Origin of the sequence: Enterobacter cloacae complex sp. P42RS, assembly GCF_014930595.1 — a bacterium.
Taxonomy (GTDB): domain Bacteria; phylum Pseudomonadota; class Gammaproteobacteria; order Enterobacterales; family Enterobacteriaceae; genus Enterobacter; species Enterobacter bugandensis.
The window spans coordinates 34,863-49,842 of sequence record NZ_JADBRK010000017.1 but is presented as its reverse complement, the minus strand read 5'-3'; the positions used below and the strand labels follow the sequence as shown (position 1 = coordinate 49,842).

The 14,980-nt window shown below is 56.3% G+C and carries 16 protein-coding genes; 10 read left to right on the top strand and 6 right to left on the bottom strand.

Annotated features, from left to right (window positions below):
• Positions 1-17 precede the first annotated feature (17 nt).
• Both IM314_RS17705 and IM314_RS17700 read right to left on the bottom strand, forming a co-directional pair.
• Positions 18-701: a molecular chaperone gene (locus IM314_RS17705; RefSeq protein ID WP_041911869.1), complete on the bottom strand. Its 684-nt coding sequence runs from the start codon at positions 699-701 to the stop codon at positions 18-20.
• Positions 702-756: 55 nt separating this feature from the next.
• Positions 757-1,311, bottom strand: coding sequence for a fimbrial protein (locus IM314_RS17700; RefSeq protein WP_045631435.1), 555 nt, complete (start codon positions 1,309-1,311; stop codon positions 757-759).
• A gap of 575 nt (positions 1,312-1,886) precedes the next feature.
• On the opposite strand from IM314_RS17700, the gene IM314_RS17695 reads away from it, so the two are divergent.
• A complete protein-coding gene (locus IM314_RS17695) occupies positions 1,887-2,912 on the top strand; it encodes a TerC/Alx family metal homeostasis membrane protein (RefSeq protein WP_100171191.1) in 1,026 nt (341 codons plus the stop codon).
• A 60-nt stretch (positions 2,913-2,972) separates the two neighbouring features.
• Here IM314_RS17695 and IM314_RS17690 read toward each other — a convergent pair whose 3' ends face one another.
• Entirely contained in the window at positions 2,973-3,635 is a 663-nt protein-coding gene (locus IM314_RS17690) for an HAD family hydrolase (protein WP_193359193.1), read from the bottom strand.
• Positions 3,636-3,875: 240 nt separating this feature from the next.
• On the opposite strand from IM314_RS17690, the gene IM314_RS17685 reads away from it, so the two are divergent.
• Positions 3,876-4,403, top strand: a complete 528-nt coding sequence (locus IM314_RS17685; protein ID WP_041911872.1) for an NlpC/P60 family protein — start codon at positions 3,876-3,878, stop codon at positions 4,401-4,403.
• A 5-nt stretch (positions 4,404-4,408) separates the two neighbouring features.
• On the opposite strand, the gene IM314_RS17680 is transcribed toward IM314_RS17685, so the two are convergent.
• Both IM314_RS17680 and IM314_RS17675 read right to left on the bottom strand, forming a co-directional pair.
• The gene (locus IM314_RS17680; RefSeq protein ID WP_041911873.1) at positions 4,409-5,203 is read right to left on the bottom strand and encodes an SDR family NAD(P)-dependent oxidoreductase; all 795 of its coding nucleotides are present in this window, start codon (positions 5,201-5,203) and stop codon (positions 4,409-4,411) included.
• A 32-nt stretch (positions 5,204-5,235) separates the two neighbouring features.
• Complete coding sequence (locus IM314_RS17675) at positions 5,236-6,117, bottom strand: LysR family transcriptional regulator (RefSeq protein WP_041911874.1); 882 nt, start codon at positions 6,115-6,117, stop codon at positions 5,236-5,238.
• Positions 6,118-6,216: 99 nt separating this feature from the next.
• Between IM314_RS17675 and IM314_RS17670 the strand changes: the two genes are divergently transcribed.
• From IM314_RS17670 to arnF, 8 genes are all read left to right on the top strand, one after another.
• A complete protein-coding gene (locus tag IM314_RS17670; protein ID WP_059357264.1) occupies positions 6,217-6,723 on the top strand; it encodes a phenolic acid decarboxylase in 507 nt (168 codons plus the stop codon).
• A gap of 323 nt (positions 6,724-7,046) precedes the next feature.
• The gene (gene arnB, locus IM314_RS17665; protein ID WP_059355356.1) at positions 7,047-8,186 is read left to right on the top strand and encodes a UDP-4-amino-4-deoxy-L-arabinose aminotransferase; all 1,140 of its coding nucleotides are present in this window, start codon (positions 7,047-7,049) and stop codon (positions 8,184-8,186) included.
• Position 8,187: 1 nt separating this feature from the next.
• Positions 8,188-9,171: an undecaprenyl-phosphate 4-deoxy-4-formamido-L-arabinose transferase gene (gene arnC / locus IM314_RS17660; protein ID WP_045631456.1), complete on the top strand. Its 984-nt coding sequence runs from the start codon at positions 8,188-8,190 to the stop codon at positions 9,169-9,171.
• A complete protein-coding gene (arnA, locus tag IM314_RS17655; protein ID WP_041911877.1) occupies positions 9,168-11,150 on the top strand; it encodes a bifunctional UDP-4-amino-4-deoxy-L-arabinose formyltransferase/UDP-glucuronic acid oxidase ArnA in 1,983 nt (660 codons plus the stop codon). The genes arnC and arnA overlap by 4 nt, the downstream gene beginning before the upstream one ends.
• Positions 11,147-12,049, top strand: coding sequence for a 4-deoxy-4-formamido-L-arabinose-phosphoundecaprenol deformylase (arnD, locus tag IM314_RS17650; RefSeq protein WP_193359194.1), 903 nt, complete (start codon positions 11,147-11,149; stop codon positions 12,047-12,049). Before arnA ends, arnD begins: the two co-directional genes overlap by 4 nt.
• Positions 12,046-13,701, top strand: a complete 1,656-nt coding sequence (gene arnT, locus IM314_RS17645; RefSeq protein ID WP_193359195.1) for a lipid IV(A) 4-amino-4-deoxy-L-arabinosyltransferase — start codon at positions 12,046-12,048, stop codon at positions 13,699-13,701. Before arnD ends, arnT begins: the two co-directional genes overlap by 4 nt.
• Positions 13,701-14,036, top strand: coding sequence for a 4-amino-4-deoxy-L-arabinose-phosphoundecaprenol flippase subunit ArnE (gene arnE / locus IM314_RS17640; protein ID WP_041911880.1), 336 nt, complete (start codon positions 13,701-13,703; stop codon positions 14,034-14,036). The genes arnT and arnE overlap by 1 nt, the downstream gene beginning before the upstream one ends.
• Positions 14,033-14,413 (top strand): 4-amino-4-deoxy-L-arabinose-phosphoundecaprenol flippase subunit ArnF, encoded by a 381-nt coding sequence (gene arnF / locus IM314_RS17635; RefSeq protein ID WP_193359196.1) that lies wholly within the window; start codon positions 14,033-14,035, stop codon positions 14,411-14,413. The genes arnE and arnF overlap by 4 nt, the downstream gene beginning before the upstream one ends.
• On the opposite strand, the gene acpT is transcribed toward arnF, so the two are convergent.
• Positions 14,370-14,978, bottom strand: a complete 609-nt coding sequence (acpT, locus tag IM314_RS17630; protein ID WP_028014714.1) for a 4'-phosphopantetheinyl transferase AcpT — start codon at positions 14,976-14,978, stop codon at positions 14,370-14,372. The genes arnF and acpT overlap by 44 nt on opposite strands.
• Positions 14,979-14,980 lie beyond the last annotated feature (2 nt).

Genomic DNA, 14,980 nt, shown 5'->3' with positions numbered 1-14,980 from the left:
TTATTGTTTTAAAATCGTTATTCTATTTTTTGTGTGATTAACTGGCTGTTGCCGCCATAATCATTGATATATTTCCATTGCACGGTGGCATTGTTTTTCAAAAGCGTGTTCCTGAGCGTGAATGTTGTGCTGCTTTTAGGCGCGAGCATGTCAATCTCTGACCATGCTTTGTTATTGATCTTCACCTCCGCGAAGGAAATGTAATAAGACGAGTTGTTGCGTACAATGAGTTCGTTATTTTTAACAGACCATTGCACATTCTTACTAATATCCGTGGGTTCATCCATTAAATTTGACGGACGATAAAATAACTTGATCCGGGTATTTACCGCTATCTGCAGTTTATTAATATCCTCTCTGGAAGAGGAGGGGATCGATTTTACGTTGATCCAGAAAAGCGACTCGCGATCCTGCGGTAAAGGCGCGCCGTTATAGATAATACGTAGCGCGTTGGACTTACCTGCATCCATGCGAAAAAGCGGTGGCGTCACAATAAACGGGGCTTTGGTGCCCTGTGAATCTTTGCCCTGTACCCAGCTCTGTACCAGGAACGGGCTGGCAGTATTATTTCTGACTGTAATATTGCTCTCTTTCTTGTCCGCATGATATACCACTCGCGTATTGGATAAGGTCACACTGGCGTGTGACATACAAGAGCCAAAGAGCAGAGCCAGCAGCGTCAGATAGCGTTTCCTTAACATAAAACGTCCTTGCGTTCCGGGCTGTTATTCATTGCCCGGAACTGAGTTGAATGATTTATTTATAGATAATGGTGTAATCCGCAACCGCATCTGCCTTACCGGCGGTCACAGCATCCAGGGATGCTTTATAACGGGCTGAATACAGCAGGGTGGCTGCCCCCGTGGTGCCATCACCGGTAATAGGAACAAATTTATTCGGGTTGTCGCCCAGTTTTAACGATGTTCCATCTTCATTCAGGAATTCAATACCCAAACCCGTTGCAGCGTCGCCACTGGTTTTAAGCGCGAGCAGATTATTATCATTAGCATCATAGGCACCGCCAAATCGTGCTCCAGCTGATTTAAGGACGGCGGTATCGCAGTTAGACAGTTCTATCTGGATACGGTGAATACCCGCAACGTCACCTTTTTCTTTAAATGCTGAAGACGAGATGGTACCCATATCGATCGTTGGGTTCCCCCCCTGACCGTTAATATCGACATCACAGGTGCTCGCGGTAATCATACCCGTGAATTCAATGGTCCCTGCGCCTTTACCTGGCGCTGCATGGCTGGAAGGACTGGCAATTGCAGCCAATAAAAATCCCATGGTAATAACGGATTTATTCATTTTTTAAAATATTCCTCAGTGTGTAAAAGGTAGAACAGTATTATTTCGGGTTAATCACTCGAAAGCGTTGTTGTGGTCACGGGATGTGGATATTCCGCTAATGTGAAACATTAAGGTGAATATTCATCATCGCTTACCAGTCCATGTGAAAAACTTCCATCACAAGAAGTCTGAATATTTTTCTGGGTCAGGTTAACAAGCGTTTAAAAAAAATAAAGTGAGAACATCATGATTTGTCTTTGGTTGTTTTAAAATCAATGAGTTATGTTGTTTTTATCAGGGTTTTATCAGCAATTCAGTGTGAGAATTTTACGGCTTATTTACTACTTGCCGTATGTCAGGTTCAGCTCAGATAATAAAACTTTCATAATAATGAAAGAATAATCTCCGGAAGAACACGTTGCCTTCCCGGAAGATGTAAGGGGAATCCTGGCGCTTTTAACATCACATTTACATTGCCGGGCTGGCGTCAAGAAGTGTTATTATTATTCTCTTGCCCGGTGATACGGGCGTTTTCTTTTTTTGTTGCAAACGTTGCCTCTGCCAGCGCGCAGATGAAGGTTAAGGATAGATTCATGGCTTCTGCTCATCTCGGTTTCCCGACTGAAACCGTTGTTGTCTTTGTGGTGATGGCCGTTGGGGCGATGTTTATCGACCTCTTCATGCACCGTCACGATAAACCTGTTTCGCTGAAAAGTGCGGCCATGTGGTCCGTTTTCTGGTTCTCGATGGCGATGGCCTTCGCCGGTTTTCTGTACATCCACCACGGCGCCGAGATGGCGAGCCTGTTCCTCACCGGTTACGCGCTGGAAGAGGTGCTCTCCATCGATAACCTGTTCGTGATGATGGCGATCTTTGCCTGGTTCGGCGTGCCGGATAAGTACCGTCACCGTGTGCTCTACTGGGGCGTGCTTGGGGCGATTGTCTTCCGCGGTATTTTCGTGGCGATCGGCACCAGCCTGCTGAGCCTGGGGCCGTACGTGGAGGTTATTTTTGCGCTGGTCGTCGGCTGGACGGCGGTGATGATGCTCAAGCGCAATGAAGAGAGTGACGAAGTGGAAGATTACTCGGGTCACCTTGCCTATCGCCTGGTGAAACGCTTCTATCCCGTCTGGCCCAAAATCAGCAGCCACGCGTTTATCCTGACGCAGAAAGAGGTGGATGCGGAGCTTGAAAAGCCGGAAAACCAGGACGTAACGGTTGGCCGCGTGAAGAAGGCGAAGCGCTATGCAACGCCGCTGCTGCTCTGCGTGGCGGTGGTAGAACTCTCTGACGTGATGTTCGCGTTTGACTCCGTACCGGCGATTATTGCGGTAAGCCGCGAGCCGCTGATTATCTACAGCGCCATGATGTTCGCCATTCTCGGCCTGCGTACCCTCTACTTTGTGCTGGAAGCGCTCAAGCAGTATCTGGTGCACCTGGAGAAAGCGGTGGTGCTGCTGCTGTTCTTCGTGGCGTTCAAGCTGGGTCTGAATGCGACCGATCACTTCTGGCACCACGGTTACAGCATTGGCGCGACGGCCAGCCTGTTTGTGGTGTTAGGTGTGCTGGCGCTGGGGATTATTGCGAGCGTGATGTTCCCGGGGAAACGTGAGGCCTGATGCACCGCTTTTCTCCCTCTCCCTGTGGGAGAGGGCTGGGGTGAGGGCAACAGACCGCACCTAACCCTTAATCGGTGAATTCCGGCGCTTGCGTGGGTGATGGAAGTGCCGCCAGTGAGGATCCTGCGCGGCGGCCAGCAGTTCGTGGTCGCCGCGGGTGTCGCCCCAGGCTCGCAGATGATAGTCGTTCAGATCGCCATACACCTTCTCCAGCCTCGCCACTTTCTGGGCGCAGCGGCAGTTATTGCCCGTAATGCGTCCCGTCAGCTTGCCGTCCTTCACTTCCAGCCGCGTGCCAATCAGCTTAATGCCGAGCCTGTCCGCCCACGGCTGGAGCACCAGCGCCGGCGACGCAGAGCAGATAGTCACTTCCGCGCCGGAATTCACCTCAGCCGCCACCGCCAGAACCCCTTCGGGGCGCATCAGCTTGTTCCAGTATTTTTCGCAGAAGGCTTCCGCCTGCTGGCGTAGCCAGTGTTCGTCCACGCCTGTCAGGAACGTTTTAATCAGCACTTCCTTCAGCTCATCACGCGTCAGCTTGCGGCGCACGCAGTGGAGCGTGGGCAGCGCCATGCGCACCAGACGACCCGCAAAGTAGCGTTTCCCAAAGGCAAAACGCAGGAAAGGGATAAAGCTGTCGTGGTGCGTGAGCGTCCCGTCAAAGTCAAAGACAGAGAGCACGCTGGATTTCGCCACCGTCTCGTCGGCAATCATATTGGTCATAAATACGTCTTAGCTGAATTACACATTCTGTCGATCAGTTTACCTGCTTTATCTGAACAGTCCTTACATCACCACCCTTTTTTTTCTCGATCTTGCGATCTGAAAGTGAGTCCAATTTTGGCCTCAATAATGATTGGTGAAAAAGTGAGCGGTCTATATTATCGCCACATCGAAAGATATTTCGGGGGAACGTTGGCCTCCACAGGTAAGGAAAAATTCACTCTTAGCTCCTGTTTAGATATGACATTCAGATCGCTTATTTCAATCCTCACGTTAAGTTTTGCTTCGTTTTCCGCACTGAGTTTTCAGTTGCCCGCATCGATGATCTCCGCCGATAGCACATTTGCGGAATCGCCGGTGAAGTCGGCCCTGCTTCACCAGGAGACAGGCCCACTCCGCTCCCGGATACTGGATCAATACCAGAAATGGAAAGGGACTCACTATCAGTGGGGCGGCACCACGCACCGCGGAGTGGATTGCTCCGCGCTTATGCAGCATCTGTTCAGCGATGCGGCGCATCTTTATCTGCCGCGCACGACGAGTGAGCAGATCCATCGCGGTGTACAGGTAGCGCAATACCGTCTGAAGGCGGGAGATTTGGTCTTCTTCCAGACGGGACCGAACCGCAGACACGTTGGCGTGTATATCGGTAACAGCCAGTTTATTCATGCCTCCAGCAGCCAGGGCGTAACGGTCTCAACCCTGACTGATGACTACTGGCAGGATCGTTACATTACCGCCCGTCGTATCGCCGGCAGCGCCGCCTGACGACATTAAATAATGTCATCCACCACGCCACCATCGACGCGCAATGCCGCGCCTGAGGTGGCGGAGGCCTGCGGCGAACAGACATAAATCACCATATTAGCCACCTCTTCAACGGTGGCGGCGCGCTGGATAACCGAGCTGGGGCGGTTGGTCATGACAAATTCTTTCGCCAGCTGCTCCAGCGATTTACCGGTTTTCTCGATCTCATCTTTCATCATTTCAGCGAAACCGTCCGACATCGTCGGGCCCGGCAGCACGCTGTTCACCGTCACGCCGCTTCCCGCCACGAACTTCGCCAGCCCGCGCGCCAGCGAAAGCTGTGCCGTTTTGGTCACCCCGTAGTGGATCATGTCTGCCGGGATATTGCAGGCTGACTCGGAGGAGATAAATACCACGCGGCCCCAGCCTTTTTTCACCATGCCCGGCAGCAGGGCGCGGGAGAGGCGCACGCCGGACATCACGTTGGTCTGCCAGTAGCGCTCCCAGGTTTCATCGTCGGTGCCATAGAAATCCTGCGGGCCGTAAATCCCGGCGTTGTTCACCAGAATATCGACGTCGCTCGCAACCTTCAGCAGCGATTCAACCCCTTCCGCGGTGCTGAGATCGGCAATGGCTGCACGCACCTGCACGCCAGGCACAACCTGCTGCAGCTGCTGAATACCTTTGTTCACCGAGTCGGTGCTGCGGCCATTAACGATCACTTCCGCGCCGCTTTCTGCCAGGCCTCTGGCAATGGCAAACCCGATCCCGCCGGTTGAGGCGGTGACCAGGGCCACTTTCCCCGCAAAGTCGATTTTCATCATCAGCTCCTTATCGTTTTAACGTTCGGACCTTAAAGCGTAGCAGGTGATGATGACGGCTCCTGGCTAAAAAGGCGCAGCAGGGTTTCAACCTGCTCATCCAGCGGGGCGAGGGTGCGCTTCACGATCAGATGCAGCGGTGTGGCCCGACGAACGCCGTGGCTCAGCGGGAGGAGTTTCAGTACGCCTTGCTCCAGCTGGGGCTGAATGCGTTCCTCTGGCAGCCAGCCGTAGCCGACCTGCGAGACGACCGCCTCTATGGCAGCGTCGATGGTCGAGAACGTCCACGACTCGCCGGCAGCCCGCGCGGCGTTCTGGCTGTCCGCAATCTGGATTAGCGGCCACGGGCGCAGCATCTCATCATTCAGCGGCGCGTCGAGGCTAAAGAGGGGATGCTGATGATGCGCCACGGCGACAAAGTCAATATTCATCAGCCATTCGCCGAGCCCGGTAATGTCCTGGCGGCGGGTTAAAACCATCACATCGGCCTCGTTGTTCATGGCATCGGCGCGGGTATTTTCCAGCACCTCCGTGAGGCGGACCTGAGTTTGCGGATACTGCTGCTGGAACTGACGCAGAATGGCGAACAGGCGGCGGCGTGGGAAAATCGAGTCCACCACCAGGTCCAGCCGCGTGCGCATCCCGTTACGAAGGGTCGCCGCGCGCGTCTCGACATACGAAAACGCTTTCAGCAGCGGTTTCACCTGGCCGAGAAGCAGTTCACCGGCCGGGGTCAACACCGCCCTGCGCCCCTCCGGCGCCAGCAGCGCCACGCCCAGCCGCTCCTGCAGCAGCGACAGGTTATAGCTCACCGAGGACTGACTGCGGTGGGTTTCTTCCGCAGCTTTGGCAAAGCTGCCCGCGTCCACCACTTTTTCCAGTAAAGCCCACTGTTCCAGCGTCGTCTTGTGCATAATTTATCTAAAATTTGAATGAATTTGATTAAAACATAGCGTTATTCATTCATTTTTTGAAGGCTTAAGATCGTCTCATCAAAACGAAGGAGACATCTTATGAACACATTCGATAAACACGACTTAAGCGGCTTCGTTGGCAAACATCTGGTTTATACCTATGACAACGGCTGGAATTACGAAATTTACGTCAAAAACGAGACTACTCTCGACTACCGTATTCACAGCGGTCTGGTGGCGAACCGTTGGGTTAAAGATCAGCAGGCTTACATCGTGCGGGTAGGGGAGAGCATCTATAAAATCTCCTGGACCGAGCCAACCGGTACGGACGTTAGCCTGATTGTGAACCTGGGCGACAAACTGTTCCACGGCACCATCTTCTTCCCGCGTTGGGTCATGAACAACCCGGAAAAAACCGTCTGCTTCCAGAACGACCATATTCCGCTGATGAACAGCTATCGCGATGCGGGGCCGGCATATCCAACAGAAGTGATTGACGAATTTGCCACCATCACCTTTGTACGCGACTGCGGTGCGAACAACGAAAGCGTGATTGCCTGCGCGGCCAGCGAGTTACCAGAAAACTTTCCCGATAACTTAAAATAAGCGCGACAATTAACTAAAAAGAAAAGTTCCCGGTTATTTCTGCTTTTAAAGAAATAACCGGGATTTTTTTTGTTTGTTGATGTTCGGTTTAAAATAACATTTTGTAAAAATTGAGTTTGATCATGAAATAAATAATTCATAATTACATAAGCTATTGTTTATAAATGAATTAATATTGATTTGGTTACATCTTAATTACGCATCTTAATTTTTCCCTAAGAAATGAACGATACCTTGATATGAGTTTATGGTTCGTTGAAATAAACGAAAAAGTAATTGGTTAATATCAAGCGCGTGCCATTCTTATTGCAAGGAAATTAATGATGAGTGATTTTTTGCCTTTTTCCCGCCCGTCGATGGGTAGTGAGGAATTAGCGGCGTTGCAGGAGGTTTTAACCTCCGGCTGGATCACCACAGGGCCTAAAAATCAGGAACTTGAAGCGGCATTTTGTCAGCTGACGGGGAACCAGCACGCGATTGCCGTCTGCTCGGCGACGGCGGGCATGCACGTCACGCTGATGGCGCTGGATATTGGTCCGGGCGATGAGGTCATTACCCCCTCCCAAACCTGGGTCTCCACGCTGAATATGATCGTGCTGCTGGGCGCTACGCCGGTCATGATCGATGTGGACAACGAGACATTGATGGTGACGCCGGAAGCGGTTGAAGCAGCCATTACCCCGCGTACCAAAGCGATTATTCCCGTGCATTACGCCGGCGCGCCGTGTGATATCGACGCCATTCATGCCGTCGGTGAGCGTCACGGTATTCCGGTGATTGAAGACGCGGCCCATGCCGCCGGAACGTACTACAAGAACCGTCACGTGGGCTGGAAAGGCACGGCGATTTTTTCCTTCCACGCCATCAAAAACATGACCTGCGCAGAAGGTGGTTTAGTCGTCACGGATAACGCCCGGCTTGCCGCGCGGATCCGCAGCCTGAAATTCCACGGCCTGGGCGTGGATGCCTATGACCGCCAGACGCACGGCCGCGCGCCGCAGGCCGAAGTGATCTCCCCGGGCTTTAAGTACAACCTCGCAGATATCAATGCCGCGCTGGCGCTGGTACAGCTGGGCAAGCTGAAAGAGGCCAACCTACGCCGCGAGGCAATCGCGCAACGCTACCTGCGCGAGCTTGCCGATACGCCCTTCCAGCCGCTGAGCATTCCGTCATGGCCACACGTTCACGCCTGGCACCTGTTTATTATTCGCGTTGATGAAGCGCGCTGCGGGATCTCACGCGACAACCTGATGGCGGCGCTGAAGGAGCAAGGCATCGGCACCGGCCTTCATTTCCGCGCGGCGCACACCCAAAAATACTACCGCGAGCGTTTTCCTGATGTATCGCTTCCGAATTCGGAATGGAACAGCGCGCGTATTTGTTCTCTCCCTCTTTTCCCGGACATGACTCATGACGACACAACCCGCGTCATTACCGCGCTCCATCAGCTTGCAGGACATTGATATGTTCAGCGCACCGCCTGTACAAAAAGTTTCTGTGGTCATCCCAGTTTATAACGAGCAGGAGAGCCTGCCCGAGCTGATCCGCCGCACCACGGCAGCCTGCGACACGATGGGCAAAGCCTATGAAATTCTGCTGGTGGACGACGGCAGCAGCGATGATTCCGCGCTGATGCTGACCGAAGCCGCCCAGGCCGAAGGCAGCCATATTGTCGCCGTGCTGCTCAACCGTAACTATGGCCAGCACTCCGCCATTATGGCCGGGTTCAGCCACGTTACGGGCGATCTGATTATCACCCTGGACGCGGATCTGCAAAACCCGCCGGAGGAGATCCCGCGCCTGGTGGCGAAAGCCGATGAAGGCTATGACGTGGTCGGCACGGTGCGTCAGAACCGTCAGGACAGCCTGTTCCGCAAGCTGGCCTCACGCACCATCAATCGTCTTATTCAGCGCACCACCGGTAAAGCAATGGGCGATTACGGCTGCATGCTGCGCGCCTACCGCCGCCATATTGTCGACGCCATGCTGCACTGCCATGAGCGCAGCACCTTTATTCCGATCCTCGCCAACACCTTTGCCCGCAAGGCAACGGAAATTCCGGTCCTGCACGCTGAGCGCGAGCACGGGGAATCGAAGTACAGCTTTATGCGTCTCATCAACCTGATGTACGACCTCGTCACCTGCCTGACCACCACGCCGCTGCGCCTGCTGAGCGTGTTCGGCAGCATCATCGCCCTGGCCGGCTTTACGCTGTCCGTCCTGCTGGTGGTGCTGAGGCTGGTCTTTGGCCCGCAGTGGGCGGCGGAAGGGGTCTTCATGCTTTTTGCCGTGCTGTTTATGTTCATCGGCGCCCAGTTCGTCGGAATGGGCCTGCTCGGTGAATACATAGGCCGTATCTATAACGATGTTCGCGCACGTCCGCGCTACTTTATTCAACGTGTTGTCCGTCAGGAACACAAAGCATCTCAAGAGGAAAACCACCCATGAAAGCCGTTGTATTTGCCTATCACGATATGGGGTGCGCGGGCACGCTGGCCCTGCTGGAAGCGGGCTATGACATTGCTGCAATCTTTACCCATCCGGACGCGGCGGGAGAGAATCACTTCTTCGGCTCCGTGGCGCGTATCGCCGCCGAGCGCGGTATTCCGGTTTATGCCCCGGACGACGTCAACCACCCGCTGTGGGTGGATCGCATCCGCGCGCTCGCACCTGATGTCATCTTCTCGTTCTACTATCGCAACCTGATCTGCGACGAGATCTTAGGTTTAGCCGCTAAAGGGGCCTTTAACCTTCACGGCTCTCTGCTGCCCGCCTACCGTGGCCGCGCGCCGCTGAACTGGGTGCTGGTCAACGGCGAAACGGAAACGGGCGTGACGCTGCACCGCATGGTGCGCCGCGCGGATGCCGGGGCCATCGTCGCCCAGCAGCGCGTGGCAATCGACGCGGATGAAACCGCGCTTGAGCTGCATCATAAACTCTGCACCGCGGCGCAAAGCCTGCTGCGTGACGCGCTGCCAGCCATCCTCAACGGCACCTTCAGCGAGACCGAGCAGGACGAAAGCAAGGCCAGCTGCTTTGGCCGCCGCGCGCCGGAAGATGGTCGCCTGGACTGGAATAAACCCGCCCGCCAGCTGCACAACCTGGTGCGCGCCGTGACCGACCCGTGGCCGGGCGCGTACAGCTTTGCGGGCGTAAGCAAATTTATCGTCTGGAAATCCCGCGTGCGTGACGATATCCCGGCCGCTAAGCCAGGAACCGTCGTCTCCGTCTCCCCGCTGATTGTGAGCTGCGGCGAGCAGGCGCTGGAGATCGTCACCGGGCAGACCGACAACGGCCTGTACGTTCAGGGCACGCAGCTGGCGCAGTCTCTGGGTCTGGTGGCCGGGGCGCTGATCACCAGCGCGCCGGTGGTTGCCATCAAGCGCCGCACGCGCGTGCTGATCCTCGGCGTGAACGGCTTTATCGGGAACCACCTGACCGAACGTCTGCTCAAAGACGATAACTACGAGATTTACGGTCTGGATATCGGCTCTGACGCCATCAGCCGTTTCCTCAACAACCCGCGCTTCCACTTTGTGGAAGGGGATATCAGCATTCACTCCGAGTGGATCGAATATCACATTAAAAAATGCGACGTGGTGCTGCCGCTGGTCGCTATCGCCACGCCAATCGAGTACACCCGTAACCCGCTGCGCGTGTTCGAGCTGGACTTCGAAGAGAACCTGAAGATCATCCGCGACTGCGTGAAATACGACAAGCGCATCATCTTCCCGTCCACCTCTGAAGTGTACGGCATGTGTACCGACAAAAACTTCGATGAGGATGCCTCCAGCCTGGTGGTCGGGCCGATCAACAAGCAGCGCTGGATCTACTCTGTCTCCAAGCAGCTGCTGGACCGCGTAATTTGGGCCTACGGCGAGAAAGAGGGTCTGCGCTTTACCCTGTTCCGTCCGTTTAACTGGATGGGCCCGCGTCTGGATAACCTGAACGCGGCGCGAATCGGCAGCTCCCGCGCGATCACTCAGCTGATCCTGAACCTGGTCGAAGGCTCGCCTATCAAGCTGATTGAAGGCGGGAGCCAGAAACGCTGCTTTACGGACATCAGCGACGGTATCGAAGCCCTGTTCCGCATCATTGAGAACAAAGATAACCGCTGCAACGGTGAGATCATTAACATCGGTAACCCGGAAAACGAGGCGAGCATTCGCGAGCTGGCAGAGATGCTGCTGGCCAGCTTTGAGCGCCACCCGCTGCGCGATCGCTTCCCGCCGTTTGCCGGTTTCCGCGAAGTGGAAAGCAGCAGCTACTACGGTAAGGGCTACCAGGACGTCGAGCACCGTAAGCCAAGCATCCGCAACGCGAAGCGCTGCCTGAACTGGACGCCGACGGTGAAGATGGAGCAGACCATTGATGAAACGCTCGACTTCTTCCTGCGCACCGTGGAGCTGTCGGAACAGGCCTCATGAAAAAAGTCGGTTTACGCATTGATGTCGACACCTTCAGGGGAACGCGTGACGGCGTGCCCAGACTGCTGGAACTGCTGAGCAGGCACGGCGTGCGTGCCAGCATTTTCTTCAGCGTGGGGCCTGACAACATGGGACGCCATTTATGGCGTCTGGTTAAACCGGCATTTCTGTTCAAAATGCTGCGCTCGCGCGCGGCATCGCTCTACGGCTGGGATATTTTGCTGGCCGGCACCGCCTGGCCCGGCAGACGCATCGGCGCGGGTAATGAAGCGGTTATCCGCGCGGCGGCGCAGCAACACGAGGTCGGCCTGCATGCCTGGGATCATCACGCCTGGCAGGCGTGGGCGGGCGTCTGGGATATCCCGCGCCTGTCCCGTGAGGTCGAGCGTGGAATGCTGGAGCTTGAGGCCATCATCGGTCAGCCCGTGCGCTGCTCCGCCGTGGCGGGATGGCGTGCCGACCAGCGGGTGGTTAAAGCCAAAGAGCATTTCGCGTTTCGCTACAACAGCGACTGCCGCGGAACCGGGCCATTTTTGCCGCTGTTAGGCGAAAATCGCTACGGTACCGTGCAAATTCCGGTCACGCTTCCTACGTGGGATGAGGTGGTGGGGCGCGAGGTCAAAGCGGAAGAATTTAATCGCTACATTCTGGACCGCATCCATCGTGACGCCGGAACGCCGGTCTATACCATCCATGCCGAAGTGGAAGGGATTGCCTGGCAGCATAATTTCGATGAACTGCTGACGATGGCCGCCCGGGAAGGCATTGCGTTCTGTCCGATGAGCGAGCTGCTGCCGGACGACCTCAGCAGCCTGCCCGTGGGCAAAGTGGTCCGTAGTGAACTGGCTAGCCGGGAAGGCTGGCTTGGCTATCAACAAATCGTGAGTCCGGTCCCATGAAAACAGCCCGTTATGGCGTAGCGCTTTTCGCACTGTTTATCGTTTATTACTTCATTCCGGTCGATATTCGCCTGCTTTGGCAGCCTGATGAAACGCGCTATGCGGAAATCAGCCGCGAAATGCTGGCATCGGGTGACTGGATTGTCCCGCATTTCCTCGGGCTGCGCTACTTTGAAAAGCCGATTGCCGGCTACTGGATCAACACTATCGGACAATGGCTGTTCGGGCACACGAACTTTGCCGTACGCGCCGGGTCGATCTTCTCCACCGGGCTCGCGGCGCTGCTGGTGATCTGGATGGCCTGGCGTCTCTGGCGGGATAAGCGTACGGCCATTTTCTCCGGCCTGATCTTCCTGACCCTGTTCCTGGTGTATGGCATCGGCACCTATGCGGTCCTGGACCCCATCGTCACCCTGTGGCTGGTGGCGGCGATGTGCAGCTTCTGGCTCGCCTCACAGGCGCGCACCGTGGCCGGAAAAGCGGGCGGCTATGTGCTGCTTGGGCTGGCCTGCGGCATGGGGGTGATGACCAAAGGCTTCCTGGCGCTGGCGGTACCGGTGATCGGCGTGCTGCCGTGGGTGATTGCCCAAAAGCGCTGGAAAGAGGTGCTGATTTTTGGCTGGCTCGCGGTCCTGAGCTGCGTGCTGATTGTTCTGCCGTGGGGGCTGGCCATTGCGCACCGCGAGCCTGATTTCTGGCGCTACTTCTTCTGGGTTGAGCATATTCAGCGTTTTGCCCAGAGCGACGCGCAGCATAAAGCTCCGTTCTGGTATTACCTGCCGTTCCTGCTCGCGGGCAGCCTGCCGTGGCTGGCGCTGCTGCCAGGCGCGCTGCGTCTTGGCTGGAATGACAGACAAAACGTGGGCGGCGGGTTCTACCTGCTGGGGTGGGTGGTGATGCCGCTGCTGTTTTTCAGCATCGCTAAAGGCAAGCTGCCGACCTATATCCTGCCCTGTTTTGCCCCGCTGGCTATCCTGATGGCGCGCTATGCCTGCCTCGCGGCGGAAAAAGGGGCCAGAGCGTTGCGCATTAACGGCAGCATTAACCTGGCGTTTGGCGCTATCGGCGTGGTGGCGGCGCTGGTGGTCTCGCCGTGGGGGCTGGCTAAGCATCCGGTCTGGACATCGGTCGAACTGTATAAAGTCTTCTGCGCGGTGGTGGCGTTCCTTATCTGGGGCGCGGTAGGCTGGTTTACGCTGCGGCAGAGCCAGCGGCGCTGGTGGCTGGCGGCGCTGTGTCCTGCGGGTTTGGCGTTGTTGATTGGTTTTGCCATTCCGAACCTGGTGGTGGATTCCAAGCAGCCGCAGTCGCTGGTGGATACCGTGCGCGAGCCGCTACAGGGCAGCCGCTTTGTGCTGACCAATAACGTTGGCGTGGCCGCGGGCCTGGCGTGGGAGCTGAAGCGCAGTGACATCACGCTGTTTGCTCAGAGCGGCGAGCTGCGCTACGGGCTGGATTATCCCGATGCGAAAGATCGCTTTGTCAGTGAAGACGACTTCGCGCAGTGGCTGGCAACGCATCGTAAGCAGGGAAGCGTGTCGCTGGTGATGCTGCTGTCTAAACGTGACGATATTGCAGAGGCGAATTTACCGCAGCCGGACAATCTCTATATCCAGGGGCGTCTGGCCCTGCTGGAGTATCTGCCGAAGTGATGACCTGGACCTGGCTCATACTGGCAAGCCTGCTGAGCTGCGCGGGACAACTGTGCCAGAAACAGGCTACCCGTCCGGCGAAAGGCGGACGTCGTGGCGCGCACATCATGCGGTGGCTTGGCCTGGCGATGCTGGCGCTGGGCTGCGGAATGCTGGTCTGGCTGGTGGTGCTGCAGCGCCTGCCAGTCGGCGTAGCTTACCCTATGCTGAGCCTCAATTTTGTCTGGGTGACGCTGGCGGCGAAGGTCTTCTGGCGCGAGCACGTTGCTGTGCACCACTGGCTGGGGGTCGGGTTCATTATCATGGGGATTATCGTGCTGGGAGGAAGCCTGTGAAAGGCGCGTTCTGGGCGTTATGCAGCGTACTGTTAGTCAGCGCCGCACAGCTGTTGCTGCGCGATGCCATGCAGGCTCTGCCGCCGGTCAGCGATTTTCTGACGTTTATCCCCGCGCTGTGGCACGTTTCGTCCGGCACGGGCGCGCTGCTGCTGGGGTTAACGGGATACGTTGCCTCCATGGGCTGCTGGTATCTGGCGCTGCATCGCATGGCGCTCAGCAAAGCGTATGCCTTGCTGAGCCTCAGCTATATCCTGGTGTGGGGCGCGGCAATCCTGCTGCCCGGCTGGGGGGAGCACTTCTCCTGGCATGGGCTGCTGGGCGTCGCGTTGATTATGCTGGGTGTACTGGTGATTTTCCTGCCCCGACGTGAATAATCGACTCGGTGGTCAGAGTGTAAGGGGTCGAGGTACAGACGGCAAGGCTCAGAGAACCGAGCTGCAGCTGGCTGACCGAGTGCGACTGCGCCGTGCTGTCGATGCTGACAATCTGCCAGGCGCTGCCGCCGCGCTGTTTCACAATCGCTTCTTTGCGCGTCCAGATACGCCAGAAGGCAGAAAGCTGTTCCTCGGGCGCTTCACGCTCCAGCTCGTCATGCTCTGTCAGGCTGAAAACGGCGTTGGCCAGCGCCTGCCAGTTCTTGCGGGGGCGAATCACTTCGATATCGCAGCCCACTTCGCCTTCATCGCTCATCAGCAGGGCGATATCATCACCGCTATGGCTCAGGTTGAACCACAGCGGGTCCCCCTTCGCAAAAGCCGGCTTCCCCTGCTCGCCGTAAATGATGTCGGGGAGCGGGTGAGGGGATAATGTTCTGGCGAGCAGCGTCCGGCCAGCCAGCCAGGAGGCCTGTCGTGCACCCTGAGGTGCCTTATCTGCAAGCGTTGACGCCAGCGGGTCCGCGCAAAGGGTGGAAATTTTTCCCAGTACAAACCGGTACATAG

Coding starts and splice junctions, on each gene's coding strand:
- arnE (WP_041911880.1), top strand. CDS start 13,701: ATGACCTGGACCTGGCTCATACTGGCAAGCCTGCTGAGCTGCGCGGGA.
- acpT (WP_028014714.1), bottom strand. CDS start 14,978: ATGTACCGGTTTGTACTGGGAAAAATTTCCACCCTTTGCGCGGACCCG.
- IM314_RS17670 (WP_059357264.1), top strand. CDS start 6,217: ATGAACACATTCGATAAACACGACTTAAGCGGCTTCGTTGGCAAACAT.
- arnC (WP_045631456.1), top strand. CDS start 8,188: ATGTTCAGCGCACCGCCTGTACAAAAAGTTTCTGTGGTCATCCCAGTT.
- IM314_RS17700 (WP_045631435.1), bottom strand. CDS start 1,311: ATGAATAAATCCGTTATTACCATGGGATTTTTATTGGCTGCAATTGCC.
- IM314_RS17695 (WP_100171191.1), top strand. CDS start 1,887: ATGGCTTCTGCTCATCTCGGTTTCCCGACTGAAACCGTTGTTGTCTTT.
- IM314_RS17680 (WP_041911873.1), bottom strand. CDS start 5,203: ATGAAAATCGACTTTGCGGGGAAAGTGGCCCTGGTCACCGCCTCAACC.
- IM314_RS17705 (WP_041911869.1), bottom strand. CDS start 701: ATGTTAAGGAAACGCTATCTGACGCTGCTGGCTCTGCTCTTTGGCTCT.
- arnT (WP_193359195.1), top strand. CDS start 12,046: ATGAAAACAGCCCGTTATGGCGTAGCGCTTTTCGCACTGTTTATCGTT.
- arnA (WP_041911877.1), top strand. CDS start 9,168: ATGAAAGCCGTTGTATTTGCCTATCACGATATGGGGTGCGCGGGCACG.
- IM314_RS17675 (WP_041911874.1), bottom strand. CDS start 6,117: ATGCACAAGACGACGCTGGAACAGTGGGCTTTACTGGAAAAAGTGGTG.
- arnB (WP_059355356.1), top strand. CDS start 7,047: ATGAGTGATTTTTTGCCTTTTTCCCGCCCGTCGATGGGTAGTGAGGAA.
- IM314_RS17690 (WP_193359193.1), bottom strand. CDS start 3,635: ATGACCAATATGATTGCCGACGAGACGGTGGCGAAATCCAGCGTGCTC.
- arnD (WP_193359194.1), top strand. CDS start 11,147: ATGAAAAAAGTCGGTTTACGCATTGATGTCGACACCTTCAGGGGAACG.
- IM314_RS17685 (WP_041911872.1), top strand. CDS start 3,876: ATGACATTCAGATCGCTTATTTCAATCCTCACGTTAAGTTTTGCTTCG.